Genomic DNA, 16,487 nt, shown 5'->3' on the forward strand with positions numbered 1-16,487 from the left:
GGCCGGCGCGGGAGCACGACGGCGCTTATGCGGCGACGCTGCGACGCACCGTTGGCGAGGGGGCGGCCGATTTGTGCAGGTCGTCTCCGCAAAAGCGGCATGTCGCGCACCCCGGAGCGCGACAATGGGGAGTATGTCGGAGCCGAAGCCACCCGCCGACTACAGCGATCTGCGGGCCCTGTTCATCAACTGCACGTTGAAGCCGTCGCCCGAGTTGAGCCACACTCAGGGTCTGATCGACATCAGCACACGGATCATGGCCGCCAATGGCGTCGACGTGGAGGTCGTGCGGGCCGCCGACCACGACATTGCCACCGGAGTCTGGCCCGACATGCGCGAACACGGCGCAGCGACCGACGACTGGCCGGAGATCTTCGAGAAGGTGCTCGCGTCGGAAATCCTTGTCCTGGCGGGACCGATCTGGTTGGGCGACAACAGCTCCGTGATGAAGAAGGTGCACGAACGGCTCTACGGCGGATCGCATCTACTCAATGACGCCGGACAGTACCTGTATTACGGCCGGGTCGGTGGGTGCCTCATCACCGGCAACGAGGACGGCGTCAAGCACTGCGCGCAGAACGTCCTGTACACGCTGCAGCACATCGGCTACACGATCCCGCCGCAGGCGGACGCGGGCTGGATCGGTGAGGCCGGCCCCGGCCCCTCCTATCTCGACCCCGGCTCCGGCGGTCCGGACAACGATTTCACCAATCGCAACACCACATTCATGACGTGGAACCTGATCCACCTCGCGCGCGTGCTGAAAGATGCCGGCGGCGTCCCGGCGTACGGCAATATCCGCTCGGGCTGGGATGCGGGGTGCCGCTACGATTTCCAGAATCCGGAATACCGCTAGGCCGGGTGCATCCGAATAGCGTTGGCGGCGCGAAGGTTTCGAGCAATAATCGAACCTATGCGCGGCCGAGGAGGGCCTTCGGATCTCGCCCTCGGATGCCGTCAAATACCCATGTTTCGGAGATGATGCCCGCAGCGTTGGGGGCCGCACAGGGCATCCCGCACCCCGGCCGGGACTCGAGTCGTCCAGCATGGACGGGAGTTCACGGCGCAGTGGTCGTTGGCAGCTTCATGGTGAACCGAGCGCCGGCGCCGGGGCCTGCGCTGTACGCGGTGAGGGTGCCGCCGTGGGCTTCGACGAGCGTGCGGGCGATGGTCAGCCCGATCCCGCTGCCACCTTCCCTGCGGCCGCGGGCGGTGTCGGCGCGGTAGAAGCGGTCGAACAGATGCGCCAGATGCTCTGGGGGAACACCTTCGCCGGTATCGGTGACGCTGATCTCGGCCCATCCATCTGAACCGCACGTGGAGGCGACGGTGACGATGCCCCCGGCGGGCGTGTGGCGAAGAGCATTGTCGAGCAGGTTCCCCAGGACCTGTCCGATCCGATCCGGGTCAACGGTGACGGGGGCTCCATCGGCGATGTCATCGATCAGTTCGACGTGAGACGCCGCATAGCGATCGGCGTGGATGCGGACCGCGGCTTCGACGAGGGCGCGGGTGTCGGTGTGCACGGGGTTGTTCGCCAGTCGGCCTTCCTGCGCTCGTGAGACGGCCGTGATGTCCTCGGCGAGCCGACCGAGTCGGGCGGTGCTCGACCGCAGGATCGCGAAGGTCTCCGCATCGGGGAGACGCAGACCGTCCTCGAGGGCTTCGAGGTGCGCATCGAGTATTGCCAGGGGTGTGCGCATCTCGTGGGCCAGGTCGGAAAGCATTCGTCGGCGGGTGATCTCCACCGAGTCCAGTCGCTCGGCGAGTTGGTTGATGGTCTCGGCGAGTTGGTCGAATTCGCGGCCGAGGCCGACACCGGTCAGCCGCGCTGCGTATTGACCGCTGGCGATCTCGGACGCAGACGCGGCAACCTCGGTGATCGACCGTTGGACGCGCCGGGTGAAGTACCAACTCACCGCCAGTGCAATCAACACCGAAACGATCAGCGCGATGGCCAGAGAGATGATCATCGCCGAGGTGAACGCCCGCTCGACGTGGGCTGCCTCGCTCTGGGTGTGTGCGATGCCGGCCTGCTGCAGGTGCATGTGGAACAACCTCGGGGCCACCGCGGCCGCGACCAGCCAGGCGCTCACCGCACCGCCGACGACAACGATTGCCTGCGACACCAGCAGGCGGGTACCGAACCCGGACCCGCGGCGAATGCGTGCCGGTGCGGGAGGCGACGCGGTCACTGCCCCGTCCCCATCCGATATCCGACGCCGCGCACGGTGCGCACGAAGATTCCGCGAGTGGCGTCGTCGCCGAGTTTGCGCCGCAGATGCCCGACGTGCACATCGACCAGGTGCTCGTCGCCGATCCAGTTCGGTCCCCACACCGCCGTTATCAACTGGGCCCTGCTGAACACCACATTCGGAGACTCGGACAGCGTGGCGAGGACATCGAATTCGGTGCGGGTCAACGCGATCGGGGTTTCGTCGACCCACACCTCGCGGCCCGCCGGGTCGATCGACAGGGACCCGAATACGCGGCGCTTCGGCGCTGCGGCCGATGCGGCGAGGTCACTCGAGGATCGGGGTCGACGCAGCATCGCCTGGATACGGGCGATGAGTTCGCGCGGACTGAACGGTTTGGTCATGTAGTCGTCGGCTCCCACCGACAACCCGACCAGGGTGTCGACCTCCTCCGCGCGGGCGGTGAGCATGACAACGTAGGCGTCGGAGAAGGTGCGCAGCCGTCGACACACCTCTATCCCATCGAGCCGGGGCAGGCCCAGATCCAGCACGACCACGTCGGGATCGACTTGCCGTGCGCCGTCGACAGCGTCGATTCCGTCGTGCACGATCGTGACATCGAAGCCGCTGCGCTCGAGATAGCTGCCCATCAACGTGGCGAGAGGCACCTCGTCTTCGACCACCATGGCACGCAACCCCGTTGGCGCGGTCGCGGCGACAAGGGCCGGGGCGGGAAGGGACTGATCGGCGTCGGACGGCATGTCCCCATCGTCGCGAGAACCGTGGCTGTCGGCATGTTCTTCAGCGAACCTTCATCAAAACTCTGTCCCTCCCGTCGGGTCCGACGTCCAGACTCGGACACGGACATCGATGAGAGGAGCCGAAACGATGTGGGGATCGGGCTTGATGGCAGGTGTGTCTGGCTGGGCATGTTTACTGGCCATGACCACGTTCTGGGTGGTGGCGGTGTTCGGGATCGCAGCGTTGTTTCGTCCGGGGCGCGGCCGCGAAGATTCTCGTGTGGACAGGGCCGATGACCAATTGTGGATTCTGGAAGACCGCTTCGCCCGGGGTGAGATCGATGCCGACGAGTTCTGGGCCCGCCGTCGGAGACTTCGCCCGCCGCGGTGACCGCCATGCCGGGGATAGCGCTTCACGGAGTCGACAAGGAAGGGAACACAGAGATGGTCAACACGACCGTGGTGGAGGTCGGCGGACTGCACTGGGCAACGTCGACGGCCGCGATCGAATCGGTGCTGGGCCGCCGGCCGGGAGTGGTCGCGGTGACGGCGAACGCGGTGAATCAGACCGCCACGATCACCTACGACCCCGACCGGACCTCGGTATCGCAACTCGCGGAATGGGTGCGCGAGTGCGGCTACCACTGCGCCGGCCGCTCCGTCCCCGAGCATGTGTGCGACCCGATGGGCGAACCGAGTCCGGGCACTGGCGTGCCGACGACCACCCGCGACGGCGAGCAGGATGGGCTCCATCAGCACGGTAACCACGCCGGCCCCGATGCGCACACCGGGCACACCCAGCAAGAGATGATGGGCCACGGCGGGCACGCCGGGATGTCCATGGATGCGATGGTCCGCGACATGCGCAACCGATTCCTGGTCGCACTCGCGCTCTCGATCCCGATCATGCTGTGGTCACCGATGGGGCGCGACATGCTGGGGTTCACGGTGCCCGCGCCGTTCGGGCTCCGCGACGACGTGTTCGCCCTGCTGCTCAGTCTTCCGGTCGTCTTCTACTCGTCGTGGATCTTCTTCGACGGTGCCTATCGGGCGCTGAAGGCTCGAACCCTGGACATGATGGTGCTCGTCGCCGTGGCGATCGGCACCGGTTGGCTCTACAGCGTCGGGGTGACCCTGACGGGCGGTGGCGACGTGTTCTACGAAGCCGCCTCGATGCTGGCGACGTTCGTGCTCCTCGGACACTGGTTCGAGATGCGCGCCCGGGGTGGGGCGAACGACGCCATCCGCACGCTGCTCGAGCTCGCACCGCCCATGGCGGTGGTGATACGTGACGGTGAACCGGTAGAGGTACCCACCGCCGACGTCGTGGTCGGGGATCTGTTGATGATCCGGCCTGGCGCAAAGATCCCGGTCGACGGAATCGTCGAGGACGGCACCTCCGAGGTCGACGAATCGATGGTCACCGGGGAAAGCCTGCCGGTGGCCAAGTCCGAGGAGTCCGACGTGATCGGGGCGTCGATCAACACCACCGGGACGCTGCGGGTGCGCGCGACCCGGGTCGGATCCGATACCGCGTTGGCCCAGATCGTCGCGCTCGTGCAGGAAGCCCAGAACTCCAAGGCTCCCGGCCAGCGTCTGGCCGACAGGGCGGCGTTCTGGCTGGTGCTCGTCGCACTGATCGGTGGGTTGGGCACCTTCGTCGTGTGGTGGGCGGTCACCGGCGACGTCCAGGTGGCTCTGTTGTACGCCATCACCGTCGTCGTCATCACGTGCCCCGACGCGCTCGGCCTGGCCACGCCGACCGCGATCATGGTCGGCACCGGGTTGGGCGCGAAACGGGGGGTTCTGTTCAAAAACGCAGACGCACTTGAGGTCTCCGCCCACGTCGACACGGTCGTGATGGACAAGACCGGCACCCTGACCAAAGGCGAACCCGAGGTGACCGATGTGGTTCTCGACGGGATCGGAGAGGACGAGTTGCTGACCCTCGTGGCGGCGGTCGAAGCTGAATCCGAACATCCTCTCGCCGCCGCGATCGTTCGCTACTCGGCAGTTCGCGACATCGCCCCGGTTCCGCTGAAGAACTTCCGTACCGTCCCGGGTCAGGGTGCGGTCGCGGAGGTACGGGGGCGTCACATCGCCGTCGGTAATCGGGCGCTGATGACCACCGAGGGAGCCGATTTCGGTGCGTTGATGGATCGCCGCGCCGAGTTGGCCTCGAGTGGGCGCACTGCGGTCCTGGCGGCAGTCGACGGCCGCGGCGTCGGGGTCATCGCCCTTGCCGACGCGGTGCGCGAGACGTCCGCCGACGCGGTCCGCACGCTACACGAACTCGGTGTGGAGGTGGTCATGCTGTCCGGTGACAACGAGGCCACCGCCCGACGCGTCGCCGAGCAGTTGGGCATCGACACGGTCATCGCCGAGGTGCAACCCGGTGAGAAGGCCGACAAGATCGCCGGTCTCCAGCGTGCCGGGAAGAAGGTCGCGATGGTCGGTGACGGCGTCAACGACGCACCCGCGCTCGCCCAAGCAGATCTGGGCATTGCGATCGGTGCCGGCACCGACGTCGCGATCGAAACCGCCGACCTCGTGCTGATGCGTTCGGATCCTCTCGACGTGCCGATAGCGTTGCGCATCGGCCGGGGCACGCTCCGCAAGGTGCGGCAGAATCTCGGGTGGGCCGTCGGCTACAACATCATCGCGTTACCGATCGCCGCCGGCGTGTTCGCACCCGTCGTCGGATTGTCGCTGCGCCCCGAAATCGCCGCGCTGTCGATGTCCGGATCCAGCCTGATCGTCGCGGTGAACGCATTGATGCTCAAGCGGCTGCATCTGCCGTCGCCACCCGAACCGCAACCGGTGACTCGTCCCGCCCCGGAGCCGGTCCGCACCCGGCACTGAGATCGGATGCGCTCCCCTGCCTGTCTCGCAACCGCGTCCGTTTCGAGTCGCCGGACGGCTTCTTCATCAGATCTTCATGGGACAGCCGGGTCAACGCATATGAGCGCTGAGCAGTATGTGGGGTGAACACGCGTGGCGTCGGCGGAGGATCGCCGCCGCGGTGGTTGTGATCGGCGAGAGATATCGGTGATGTCATCGACACTGCCACTTAGGGTTTCGCTCAGGTTTGGTTAGTACCCTAGGGGGGTACTGTATATGTCGGTCGTCTCGGCAGAGAGGGCGTGTGAACGTGAACAAGACTTCCCGCAGGGATTTTCTGGTGGGTGGGCTCGGGCTGCTCGGAGCGGGGGTGCTCGCGTCGTGCGGGATCAAGTCGGGTGGTTCCTCGACGTCGCCGGTCGCATCCGGGTCGTTTGGGGCGCCGAGCCCGGTGAAGCCGGCAGCCGGGCAGCACGTGGTCGAGGCATCGCTGACCGCGCACGAGACGACTGCCGACCTCGGCTCCGGGGTGACCGCGCGGACCTGGGCCTACGGCGATGTCGTACCGGGTACGGTGCTGCGTGCGAATGCGGGTGACTTCATCCGGGCGACGGTGACCAACCGGCTGCCGGCCGACACCTCGATCCACTGGCACGGGGTGCAGTTGCGCAATGCCGCCGATGGGGTTCCCGGTGTCACTCAGGATCCGATCGCCTCAGGTGACACGTTCGTGTACGAGTTCACCGCACCGAATGCGGGTACCCATTTCTTCCATCCGCACGTCGGGGTGCAGATCGATCGGGGTCTGTATGCGCCGCTGATCATCGACGACCCGAACGAACGCGGCGACTACGACGACGAGTGGATTGTCGTGCTCGACGACTGGACCGACGGGGTCGGACAGAACCCCGACGACATCCTCACCGGCTACAAGGCTCAGAACGGAACGCTCTCCGGCATGGGCGGTATGGGCTCGATGGGCGGCATGGGAGGTGGCTCGATGCATGGCATGGGGGGTGGCTCCATGCCCGGGATGGGGGGTGCGTCGCGTTCGGCACTCGGCGACGCGGGTGACATCGACTACCCGTACTACCTCATCAACGGTCGCGTTCCGACTGCACCGACGTCGTTCTCGTCGAAACCGGGTCGCCGCATCCGGATTCGGCTGATCAACGCCGGCGCGGACACGATCTTCAAGGTCGCCCTGGGCGGGCATCAGATGACGGTGACCCACTCCGACGGCTACCCCGTGGTGCCGCGCACGACCCGATCGCTCTACATCGCGATGGGCGAACGCTACGACGTGATCGTCACCGCCGGCGACGGGGTGTTCCCGCTCGTCGCCAGCGCCGAGGGCAAGAACGGTCAGGCGCTCGCGCTGCTGCGCACCGCCGCCGGCACCGCACCCTCGGCGACCATGCACCCCACCGAACTCGACTCGGTGGCGCTGCTGGGGGCGACTGATCTCGCCGCGGCCGACGCGGCGCAGCTGCCCGCAAAGAATCCCGACGGCACCCTCATCGTTCAACTGAACGGACAGATGACGCCGTACGCGTGGGGTATCAACGGCAAGAAGTACGGCGACGACACCCCGATGACCGTTCACGCCGACCAGCGGGTGCGGATGCGCATGACCAACATGACCGCGATGGTGCATCCGATGCACATCCACGGGCACACCTGGGCGCTGCCCGCGAGTGGCGGTCTGCGCAAGGACACCGTTCTGGTTCGTCCGATGCAGACAATCGTTGCCGACTTTCACGCCGACAACCCCGGCGACTGGGCCTTCCACTGCCACAACATCTATCACGCCGAGGTGGGCATGATGACGACGGTCAAGTACACCTGACACCGACGCGGTCATCACCGTGTGCCGCCGAGCGGATGTCCGCCGCCACCGACTCTGCGGCGCGCTCGCCGGTGTCGCCGGGTGCGTCCACGGCTATTTCAGATAGCCACCGACCATCGCTGACAAGCTGTCGACGAATGCGTCACGGGTCAGGCCGACAGTGGTGAAGTCGGGCCCGTAGGCGATGCGGAAGACCAGGGTGGAGAAGATCGCGTTGAATGCGGCGCGCACCGCCAAGTCCGGATCGGGTTGGTTCGATCCGGCACCCGTCTGCCGGAGAAGCGAACAAACGATGCCGCTGAGCTCCTGACTGTAGAGCGAGCCCCGGCGGGTGACCTCGGGGTGCATTCCCGAGATCAGCACAACCGATCGCAGTAGCCGAGCATGTTGGTCGAAGAACTGTACGAGACCCTGAACAATCTGTGCCACAGCATCTTCCGGCGAGATCGATGACCAGTCGGCGGCGCCGGTGAGCAGATCGTAGTCGGCACGCAGCCGCGCCATGCCGTGATCGTAGACCGCAAGAAACAGTGCGTCCTTGGTGTCGGCTCGCGCGTAGAGCGCGCGCGGCGGGACGTCGGCCCGCTCGCACAGGGCGGCGATGGTGAAGCCGTCGTACCCCTCATCCTCCAGCAGTGCCACGCCGGCATTGAGGATGCGCTCCCACCCCTCCCGACTGCGTCGCTGCAGCGGGGGTCGGATCGTGAGATCCGCTGGCAGGTCCGACTCTGCCGCCATCGTCTGGCACCTCCTGCTCGACGCGTTGCCTGCATTCTCCCCCATGCACCTCAGAACTCGTCCGCGGTGTCGGCAGACGCCCGGGGGTTGACAGCGCGTGATCCGGCGCACATACTCTTCCAAAACGTATCGCACACTACGGTTTGATTCCCGGTTTGTGCGGCACCGACATCGTCGACACCGCCGATCGGCGGATCATGTGAATGGAGATCGAGAATGGTGATCGTATTGGGGCAGGCCAGAATTCGCCCCGAACAACGCGCGGTGTTCGCGGCGGCAGCGGCGTCGATCGTCCGCGAGACCCGACAGGAGCCGGGCGTGCACACCTACGGGTTCTACGCCGATATCGCCGACCCCGACCTGGTGATGAGCGTCGAGGTGTGGGCGAACCAGGACGCCCTCGACGCACACATGGACCATTCACACACCACGGAATTCCTGACCCGCGTCGCCGAATTGATCGACGGGGAACCGGTGATGAGCATCCATCACACCTCTGATCAGGTGCCCGGCGGCGTCGATTCCCACACCTGATCCACCCGCCGGCCGTGACCCCCGGGTCAGGCCGAGATCTTGTTGTCAGAGAAGGAGACACACACCATGACCCATCCATCGGAACGCCCTCGCGGGCGGGTCGTCGTCATCGGGGCCGGCCCGGCCGGGATGGCCACCGCACTCTCGGTCCATCAGGCAGGTCACGACGTCATCTTGTTGGAGCGCTATAAGGAGGCCCGGCCGGCGGGCAACATCCTGAACTTGTGGCCGCCACCGATCAAGGCGCTCGGGCTGATGGGCGTCGATGTCGACGACCTCGGTGCCCCGTGCTACTCGGAGTTCAAGTCCGCGGCCGGGCGCACCCGGGTGCGGATCGAATTGACCGACGACATCGTTCGCGACTACGGCGGTGGATTCATCGGACTGCTGCGGCCCGATCTGTACCGCCGCCTGGTGGCGGCGCTGCCCGACGGCGTGCTGCAGACCAACCGTGAGGTCAGCCGGCTCGATCAGGATGAGACGGGTGTCCGCCTGCACATGGCCGACGGTGAGATGCTGGAGTGCGACGTGGTGGTCGGCGCCGACGGCATCGATTCTTTGGTGCGGCGAACGCTGTGGGGTGATGCGCCCAAACGGGAACACAACCTGCACATCTTCGGGGGATTCACGTTCGATGAGAGTGTCGTCGCCGAGAAGGGTCTGTGCGTGGTTTCCCATGACCGCACCGTGCAGGGCTCGTGGACGTCGATCCGAAGCAACGGCCGCGACGGATTCCAGTGGTGGGTCCTCGGGGCGCACGACGCGGACACGGAGTTCACCGGCGACCTGCACGCCACGGCAACCGCGATGGGTCGAGGTTTCGCCAGCCCGCTGCCCGAATTGATCGCGGCCACCGACCCGTCGAACGTGCAGCGGTGGGTGCTGCGGGATCGCAAGCCCCTCAAGCAGTGGTCGCAGGGCCGGGCCACCATCGTCGGCGACGCCGCACATCCCACCTCACCGTATGCCGCATACGGCGCGGGGATGGCCACCGAGGACGGCTTCTTCCTCGGACGTAAGCTCGCCGGGGTCGACCTCAAAGATCATGCCGCCGTGCAGAAAGCGTTGCAGGAGTTCGAAGAACCACGTCGACCGCACACCCAACGCCAGGTGCAGCAGGCGTGGGTGCTCGGGAAGGTGTTCCACCACTGCCCCGCACCGCTGCGCGCACCCCGAGACCTCTTCCTCGACCACACGCCCTTCCTGCAGAAGGTCGTCGGAGAGTCCTCGCCGAGCGAGATCATCTCCCAGATCGCACTCATCGATGACGCAGAACAACGAATGCAGCAGGTGCTCGCCGCCGACCGCGGACAGACGATGAGCTGACGCCTGGCAGACCGTCGTCGGTGGGTCATGGTCGCCGAGCGGGCGAAACCATTGTCGCTCTTGGATGATGAGCGCACAACGGGCGAGTCCTCGAATAATTCGACGGAACGATGACCCCGCGCTGCCACAGCGATTATGATTGCTCGGCAGGCATTTTCGCATGCTCCGTCGACGGTTTCACAGGTATCCGCCACCCTCCTCGGGAGGTCGTAGTGCACGACAAGGCAATTCATTCACACACCGGGCGCGACGACGGTGAGGGGCCCGGATCGTGACGGCGATACGGCATGCCACGTGGCGAGACGGCGCCACGAACGGCTGGCACGACGATCTGGTGTGGTATGCCGCGGCAATTCATCAGATGAAACTCCGCACCCCCGGCATCGACGACTATCTCGCGCAGATCCCGGACTTCTTGGCGACCAACGGCGGACCCGACTTCGCCGACGCCATGGCGCAGATCGCGCGAAACTGGGACGACCCACGCGGACTCGGCTACCAGTCACAGATCCACGCAACATTCGTCCGGAAACAGAACTGGCCCATGGTGAGCGGGAACCGTGCGTTGTGGCAGGAATGCGCCCACAACCACTGGTTCTTCCTGCCATGGCACCGTGCCTACCTTCTGGAGTTCGAATCCGTTGCGCGACAACATATCGCCGATCTCGGTGGACCGGCCGACGACTGGGGCCTGCCGTACTGGAACTACTCGGACGACGTGTTCGCCGACCGACACAACCTCGGTTTGCCATTGCCCATGCGCGGCGAGACCCTTCCGGACGGGGTGACCGTCCCAGGCGTCGCACCCCGCGCCGACGGGAGCTTCCCGAATCCGCTGTTCAACCCCATCCGGGACAACCAGGGTGATCCGGAACCCAACGACATCGCGTGGGCGGATGCGCGCCGAGCGCTGCTCCGACCACACTATGCGAACCAAGAAGACTCCGGACTCGTGTCGTTCGGAGGCGGTGTCCTGGAGAATCCCGACAACAGCGCCCTGTTTCACAGCGCCACCCGGGAGATGGGACTGCTCGACGCCGCCCCGCACGGGTCGGTCCACGTGCACGTCGGTGCCGCGATGTCGATCTTCGAGGCGGTCGGGCTAGACCCCGTGTTCTGGATCCATCACTGCAACATCGACCGGCTCTGGGAGACCTACGCGCACGACCTCGGCCACGGTTATCCGTTCGCCGACGGCGTCGGCGTGGGCTCCGCCGCACAGCAGTCGTGGACCAACCACAAGATGCGGTTTCTCCGCCCGGGCGGACAGATCGCGACCTGGACCGCGACCGCAGTCATCGACATCAACACCCTGGGGTACGAGTACGACCGGACGGTTCCGCCCGCGTTACCCCCTGCCCCGCCGTCGCCACCGGGCGCGGAGATCGATCCGTTCGGTCTGGACGTGGCCGTCCCCGAGCCGATTTCGGCAGCCACCGAGGTCGGTGTGGCCGACACGACCGACGTTCCCGTCGTTGCCGGCGGACCCGACAGCGACGACATCCGGGTAGCGGCATTTCCCGACCAGGCCCGCTGGGTGCTGCGCTTCGACGGCATCCGCACCGTCCGGCCGGCGGCGACGTCATACCACGTATTCCTCGGACTGCCGCCCGGCGCCGACGCCGATCCGTCGGACTCCTCACACTACGTCGGGCCGCTGACACTGTTCGGCGTATTCGAGGCCAGCCGGGACGACGGGACGTCGTCCGGCACCGGTCAACGCCGGATACTGGACGTAACCGATCAGGTTCTCGCCCAGGCCGACACACTGCGCCCGTTGAACACTCGGGTTCGTCTCGTTCCCATGGACAGCGGCCGGGACCTTGCGGCGATGGGCCTGACCGTCGAGCGGTTGTCACTGGAGTTCGCATGACCCCGGAGTTCGCATGACCGGAGCCGTCACCGCCGAGATGTCGGTCGCGACGGCTCGCGGGCGCTCGTGGATGAGTGAACTGCGCTCGGGTCGTCAGCCGCAGTGGCCTGCCTATGCCGTTGCGGCCGTGGGTTGGTCGGTCCTTGTCGCCCTCGAGATCGTGCGGCTGCGAAGCCTCGGGTCGACGGCGCCCGTGCATGTCGAGCACGCCGTGCACGCCGGCCACGACATGTCTGCCGGCATGGCCGAGTCCGGGTCACCCGGCCACGGTGTGTCGACCCACGTCGTGGGACTGCTCGCCATGCTGGCGGTCATGACGCCGCTGGTCGCGTCGGACGCCCGATATACCGCGTTGCGGGCGCCGTCGGGTTATCGCCGGCGGGTGCCGGGATGGGTGCTCACGGGTTGGGCAGTGGGCTGGGTGCCCCTGCTGGCCTCCACCGCTGTGGTGACCGCCGTGCTGGGTCTCGCTGTCGAGCGGGTGGCGTTCGGCGAGGCGCTGCTGCTGATCGTGTTCACGGTTGCGGCGGTGGTCTGGCAGTGGACGCCGCGTAAGCGCCTGAGCCTCGCGCGCTGTCATCGCGTGTTGGCGCCACCGTTGGCACGGCACCGCGCTCGCATCACCTGTCTGCGCTACGGGGTCGGTTTGGGCAACGAATGCGGAATCTCCTGTGCACCGATGATGATGGTCATGATGATTGCGGCACACAGCGTCTACGTCGTCGCGCCGTTGACCGCACTGGCGTGGTACGAACGTCGGCGTCGCCCGCACCATGACCCGGGGCGCCTGATGACGTCGGTGATTCTCGCTCTCGTCGGCGGGATCGCGGCAGGTGCGGCCTGCGCTTCGTTGGGCGGGCTGGGCATGCATTGACGTTTGACGCGTGTGTCGCCGTCACGTGGCGGGTCCGCGCTTCGCCTTCTTCGAGATCGGTTCCCCCGCTGCGAAATCGAAGCCTTCGTCGCCGGTCGCGGCGGCCTCGAGATCCATCCACCACACGTCGGCCGGTAGGTCTTCGGTGCTGTGGACCGGTCCGAAGTCGCTGAGCCCTTCGATGAGTTGCGGTTTGGGTACTGCGCCCTCGTCGCTCTTGTCGAACACCCCACTCTTGGTCGTCAGCACCGAGACGACTCGGCGTCTGGCACCATCGGACGCGGTCCAGTGACGGAGGAGTCGACGTGGCGTTGCATTGCGACTGCCGTGATGTCCCACCTTGTACAGATCGACCTTGGACAGTTCGGTGGCGAGTTGGGTGCCGGCGGCGGTTCGGTCCGGTTCCTTGAGTGACTGGTCGAGCGTGAACGACCAGTTTTCGATCTGCGCGTCCCCCGGCAACAGCAGGCGACGGTCGCCGACGGTGATCAGCAGGATCACGCTGGTGTTGTTGAGGACGTCGTCCATGGCCTCGACGATTTCCAAACCCTGTGTCACGCGCCTACTGTCGAGCTGACGCACCAGCCATTCCGCGGCGCCCACACCGCCCGGTGATGCCAGTGCGGCAGCCGCATCGCGCGCGAGCGCCGGATCGCCGGGAGGCTCGATGTGGGTGGTGAGGTTCCCGTCCGCGGCGAGCGCCAACCAGTATTCTTCGGATTCCTTGGCATACCGCGTCAGCGACGGCACCTGATCGAGCGTCGGCGGCCCCAGCACCTGCACCCCCACGCCCGGCAATACGTTCGCCAGATCGACCGTGTCGCCGGCCTTGACGTACTCGGCCCGCCCTGCCGACCCCCACTCCTCGAGCAGTGCCACCGCTTCGGTGTTCGCCAGTCCGATGTCCGCCAGCTCGGCGGCGCGCCGTGCCACCGCGTCGCTGTCGAAGGCCAACCGCGCCAGCGCGGCCGCCTGCTGCGGCAACGTGTCCAGACCCCGCAGGAACTGCAGGTGGGCATCGTCGAGCCCGAGTCCGGTCGAGCCCCTTTTCGCTTCGGGTGCATCGGTCCACGGACGAATCACCACGGACGGAGTGAGGGCGTCGAGCGCCTTCTGCACGCGTGCATTGGCGAAGCCGCCGATGTGGTCCTTGTGCCGGTGGGTCGCCACCACCACATCGAGTTTGCCGGCACAGTGCTCGGCCACCTTTTCCGCGACGTCGCCGAGCCCGGGACCTTTGTCGGCCTTGGTCACCGTCCCGCAGTCGATGAGGATGTGTCGCTGCGATCTGCCGTCGTCGAGCGGCGCCGCGTAGACGACGGTCAACAACAGGCAGTCGCCTAACCCGACCTTGTACGCGCGCAGCCGAACCCGGCTCGGATCGGGGGTCACCAGCTGTCCTCGGACGTGTCGCTGTGCAGCAGCGAGAATCGTCGGGTGTCCCCTGCGCCGTCGCTCGTCCCGTACCGCCCCTTGGTATCACGGATGCCGTGCGTGAACAGATACGCGAGCCGTCGGGTCTGTCGTTGCACCTCCAGGATGGGTTTGCGTTGGTGCAGCCGGAATCGGCCGAACTGATCGAAGACGAGTACCCCACCGCCGAGGAGTTCGACCTCTGCGTCGTCGGGCATGTCGTCGGGCTTCGATATTGCGGGTGGCAGGTTCGCAGCTGTGGTCCGCAGGGTCTGCACGTAGTCGGCGAGCACCTCGGTCACCAACGTGCCGTCGGCACCCATGCGCGAGCTGCTCAGCACACGGGTGACACGGGTGGTGAGCCGGACGTCGATCTCCAGTGCGGCCGAGTTGTTCCAGATGAATTGGTACACCTCCTCGGGCGAGGACCGCAGGGCGACAAGGTTGAGGTGTTCGTACCGGATGGTGCCGAGTTCTGAGGCGTCGGCATCTCTCGCGAACTCCTTCTCGATGGGCGACAAACCTGCGGGCGGCGCCTCGTCGGGCTGATCGGTCTGTCGGAGTGAATGTTTCGGTGGCGGGGCGGACGTGCCGTCCTCGTCGACGATGCGGTGCTCCGGCGGAGTGATACCGAACGCGGCAAACGATTCGCTCAGTGCGTCCCGATAGTTGTGCTGATCGTCCGGGGCGAGTCGATGGTCTGCGGTGAGGACGGCGTCGATGACGTCGGCGAACTCGAGTTCGACGGGCGGGAGGTAATCGAGGGTGCGGAGGATCATGCCGAGCAGATGTCGGGCGGACGTGACACCTTCCTCGGCCACACGGTCGACATCCATGCCCGAACTGTCGCTGCGCAGTGGCTCGAGGCGCTCCGCCCACATTCTCACCAGCGTCTGCAGGAATGCGGCGACGAGCACCTCGGCACGACGGTGCGCCTCCTGGAACTGGGGGTCGTCCATCCACTTCTTGTTCGGTGGTAGTTCGACCGAACGACGCAGCGCCGGATATCGACCCGCCATCGTTCCTTCGGCAGAGTGGCGGGCGGCGCGTCGAGCGCCGATCTCCTCGGCAAGCGATAGCAGCGGCGTCAGTTTGAGGGTCTCTGCTCTGCCCTGCCACAACCGCTTCCGCCGCTCGGCTTCATCCTCGATCGCCAACGCCGCTGCATCCGAGGGGAAGAAGACCCGCTTCTCGGTTGGTGCGAGGAGACGCTCGGCAACACCTTCCAGTGTGAAGACCGACAGCAGAGCAACGAGATCGGCGAGAGCTTCATGGAAGGCGAGTTGATCGGGCAGTCCGGGTTCGGTGTACCGGGGGCGCAGCCCGTCGAGTATCGCGTGACTCACCTCGTGGCTGATCACGTCGTACGAGAGCGTGGTGTAGATCGGGGGGCGGCCACCGATCGACGGCAGCCAGCCGAACAGCACGGCGTTGTGTTCACGCGAATAGAAGGCATTCGCCTCGATCCGCGCCTGCGGGATCAAGTAGAGGTGCGGATACCCCGAATACCATGGGATCGGTCTGCCCAGATGTTGCTCGAACAGCGCAAGCGTGTACGAAGCGACGGCAAAGACGTTCTGCGAGCGGAACTTACGGTCGTCGACGAGGTCGGGTGTGGTCAAGTTCAGGTTCGTCCAGCGATCGGTGTAGTTCCAGGGGCTGCGTGCATGAAGCTTGACCGGCTCTCCCACGGCGTTGGTGCCGACGCCGATGTCGACCACGTGGAAGCGATGACTGCGTGGCCCGCGCTGCAATCGGCCGGCCGGCACCTCCACCTGCGCCAGCAGCGGTTTCCCGTCGGTGACCGACGGGTCCTGAGCGAACACCGTCATCTGAACAGCATTCTGCGTCAACAGATTACGCGACGCCTGGCGCGCGGCGGCACGACGGACCCCCGCGTCGTCGACCGGCTCGTCCATACGTACTTCCATCACTCACGAGGAAATAGCGGTAACCGAGGATCGGTAACCCGATGTGGCACTCGGGGTGCGACCCAATGCCAGAATTGTCTACCCGGCCCGCCGACATGTAAATACGCTCGTGGACTGACATCGTCGACCGACGATCAGGCAGCCGGGCATCCGCCGCCCCAGCCGTCGGTTGG

13 protein-coding genes are annotated in these 16,487 nt (G+C 66.1%); 8 read left to right on the top strand and 5 right to left on the bottom strand.

The features are described from left to right. Nucleotides 1-124: 124 nt before the first annotated feature. Nucleotides 125-856 (top strand): flavodoxin family protein, encoded by a 732-nt coding sequence (locus ACWDTI_RS24115; protein WP_449740663.1) that lies wholly within the window; start codon nt 125-127, stop codon nt 854-856. Nucleotides 857-1,058: 202 nt separating this feature from the next. Here ACWDTI_RS24115 and ACWDTI_RS24120 read toward each other — a convergent pair whose 3' ends face one another. Next, nucleotides 1,059-2,195: a sensor histidine kinase gene (locus ACWDTI_RS24120; protein ID WP_449740664.1), complete on the bottom strand. Its 1,137-nt coding sequence runs from the start codon at nt 2,193-2,195 to the stop codon at nt 1,059-1,061. Then, nucleotides 2,192-2,881 carry a response regulator gene (locus tag ACWDTI_RS24125; RefSeq protein ID WP_449740693.1) on the bottom strand — a complete coding sequence of 230 codons (690 nt, stop codon included), beginning with the start codon at nt 2,879-2,881 and terminating at the stop codon, nt 2,192-2,194. The genes ACWDTI_RS24120 and ACWDTI_RS24125 overlap by 4 nt, the downstream gene beginning before the upstream one ends. Nucleotides 2,882-3,137: 256 nt before the next feature. On the opposite strand from ACWDTI_RS24125, the gene ACWDTI_RS24130 reads away from it, so the two are divergent. The 3 genes from ACWDTI_RS24130 (at nt 3,138) to ACWDTI_RS24140 (ending at nt 7,625) form a co-directional block, all read left to right on the top strand. Then, on the top strand, nt 3,138-3,326 hold the full coding sequence (locus tag ACWDTI_RS24130) for an SHOCT domain-containing protein (protein ID WP_449740665.1): 189 nt from the start codon (nt 3,138-3,140) through the stop codon (nt 3,324-3,326). A 53-nt stretch (nt 3,327-3,379) separates the two neighbouring features. Beyond that, the gene (locus ACWDTI_RS24135) at nt 3,380-5,797 is read left to right on the top strand and encodes a heavy metal translocating P-type ATPase (protein ID WP_449740666.1); all 2,418 of its coding nucleotides are present in this window, start codon (nt 3,380-3,382) and stop codon (nt 5,795-5,797) included. A gap of 289 nt (nt 5,798-6,086) precedes the next feature. Then, on the top strand, nt 6,087-7,625 hold the full coding sequence (locus ACWDTI_RS24140; protein WP_449740667.1) for a multicopper oxidase family protein: 1,539 nt from the start codon (nt 6,087-6,089) through the stop codon (nt 7,623-7,625). A gap of 93 nt (nt 7,626-7,718) precedes the next feature. Here ACWDTI_RS24140 and ACWDTI_RS24145 read toward each other — a convergent pair whose 3' ends face one another. Beyond that, entirely contained in the window at nt 7,719-8,363 is a 645-nt protein-coding gene (locus tag ACWDTI_RS24145; RefSeq protein ID WP_449740668.1) for a TetR/AcrR family transcriptional regulator, read from the bottom strand. Between the two features lie 216 nt (nt 8,364-8,579). Between ACWDTI_RS24145 and ACWDTI_RS24150 the strand changes: the two genes are divergently transcribed. The 4 genes from ACWDTI_RS24150 (at nt 8,580) to ACWDTI_RS24165 (ending at nt 12,970) form a co-directional block, all read left to right on the top strand. Further along, the gene (locus tag ACWDTI_RS24150; RefSeq protein ID WP_449740669.1) at nt 8,580-8,897 is read left to right on the top strand and encodes a putative quinol monooxygenase; all 318 of its coding nucleotides are present in this window, start codon (nt 8,580-8,582) and stop codon (nt 8,895-8,897) included. Between the two features lie 66 nt (nt 8,898-8,963). Next, entirely contained in the window at nt 8,964-10,223 is a 1,260-nt protein-coding gene (locus ACWDTI_RS24155) for an FAD-dependent oxidoreductase (RefSeq protein ID WP_449740670.1), read from the top strand. A gap of 271 nt (nt 10,224-10,494) precedes the next feature. Continuing rightward, nucleotides 10,495-12,096, top strand: a complete 1,602-nt coding sequence (locus tag ACWDTI_RS24160) for a tyrosinase family protein (RefSeq protein WP_449740671.1) — start codon at nt 10,495-10,497, stop codon at nt 12,094-12,096. A gap of 13 nt (nt 12,097-12,109) precedes the next feature. After that, nucleotides 12,110-12,970 (top strand): copper chaperone, encoded by an 861-nt coding sequence (locus ACWDTI_RS24165; protein WP_449740672.1) that lies wholly within the window; start codon nt 12,110-12,112, stop codon nt 12,968-12,970. A gap of 21 nt (nt 12,971-12,991) precedes the next feature. Here ACWDTI_RS24165 and ACWDTI_RS24170 read toward each other — a convergent pair whose 3' ends face one another. Then, nucleotides 12,992-14,362 carry a hypothetical protein gene (locus ACWDTI_RS24170; protein ID WP_449740673.1) on the bottom strand — a complete coding sequence of 457 codons (1,371 nt, stop codon included), beginning with the start codon at nt 14,360-14,362 and terminating at the stop codon, nt 12,992-12,994. Then, nucleotides 14,359-16,302, bottom strand: a complete 1,944-nt coding sequence (locus ACWDTI_RS24175; protein ID WP_449740674.1) for a hypothetical protein — start codon at nt 16,300-16,302, stop codon at nt 14,359-14,361. Before ACWDTI_RS24175 ends, ACWDTI_RS24170 begins: the two co-directional genes overlap by 4 nt. Between the last annotated feature and the right edge of the window lie 185 nt (nt 16,303-16,487).

Source organism: Gordonia sp. NPDC003424 (assembly GCF_053588655.1).

What these genes read in the sequence shown, in the direction of transcription:
- ACWDTI_RS24130 (WP_449740665.1), top strand. Translation starts at nt 3,138, where the DNA reads ATGACCACGTTCTGGGTGGTGGCGGTGTTCGGGATCGCAGCGTTGTTT.
- ACWDTI_RS24155 (WP_449740670.1), top strand. Translation starts at nt 8,964, where the DNA reads ATGACCCATCCATCGGAACGCCCTCGCGGGCGGGTCGTCGTCATCGGG.
- ACWDTI_RS24115 (WP_449740663.1), top strand. Translation starts at nt 125, where the DNA reads ATGGGGAGTATGTCGGAGCCGAAGCCACCCGCCGACTACAGCGATCTG.
- ACWDTI_RS24165 (WP_449740672.1), top strand. Translation starts at nt 12,110, where the DNA reads ATGACCGGAGCCGTCACCGCCGAGATGTCGGTCGCGACGGCTCGCGGG.
- ACWDTI_RS24125 (WP_449740693.1), bottom strand. Translation starts at nt 2,881, where the DNA reads ATGGTGGTCGAAGACGAGGTGCCTCTCGCCACGTTGATGGGCAGCTAT.
- ACWDTI_RS24135 (WP_449740666.1), top strand. Translation starts at nt 3,380, where the DNA reads ATGGTCAACACGACCGTGGTGGAGGTCGGCGGACTGCACTGGGCAACG.
- ACWDTI_RS24145 (WP_449740668.1), bottom strand. Translation starts at nt 8,363, where the DNA reads ATGGCGGCAGAGTCGGACCTGCCAGCGGATCTCACGATCCGACCCCCG.
- ACWDTI_RS24150 (WP_449740669.1), top strand. Translation starts at nt 8,580, where the DNA reads ATGGTGATCGTATTGGGGCAGGCCAGAATTCGCCCCGAACAACGCGCG.
- ACWDTI_RS24175 (WP_449740674.1), bottom strand. Translation starts at nt 16,302, where the DNA reads ATGGACGAGCCGGTCGACGACGCGGGGGTCCGTCGTGCCGCCGCGCGC.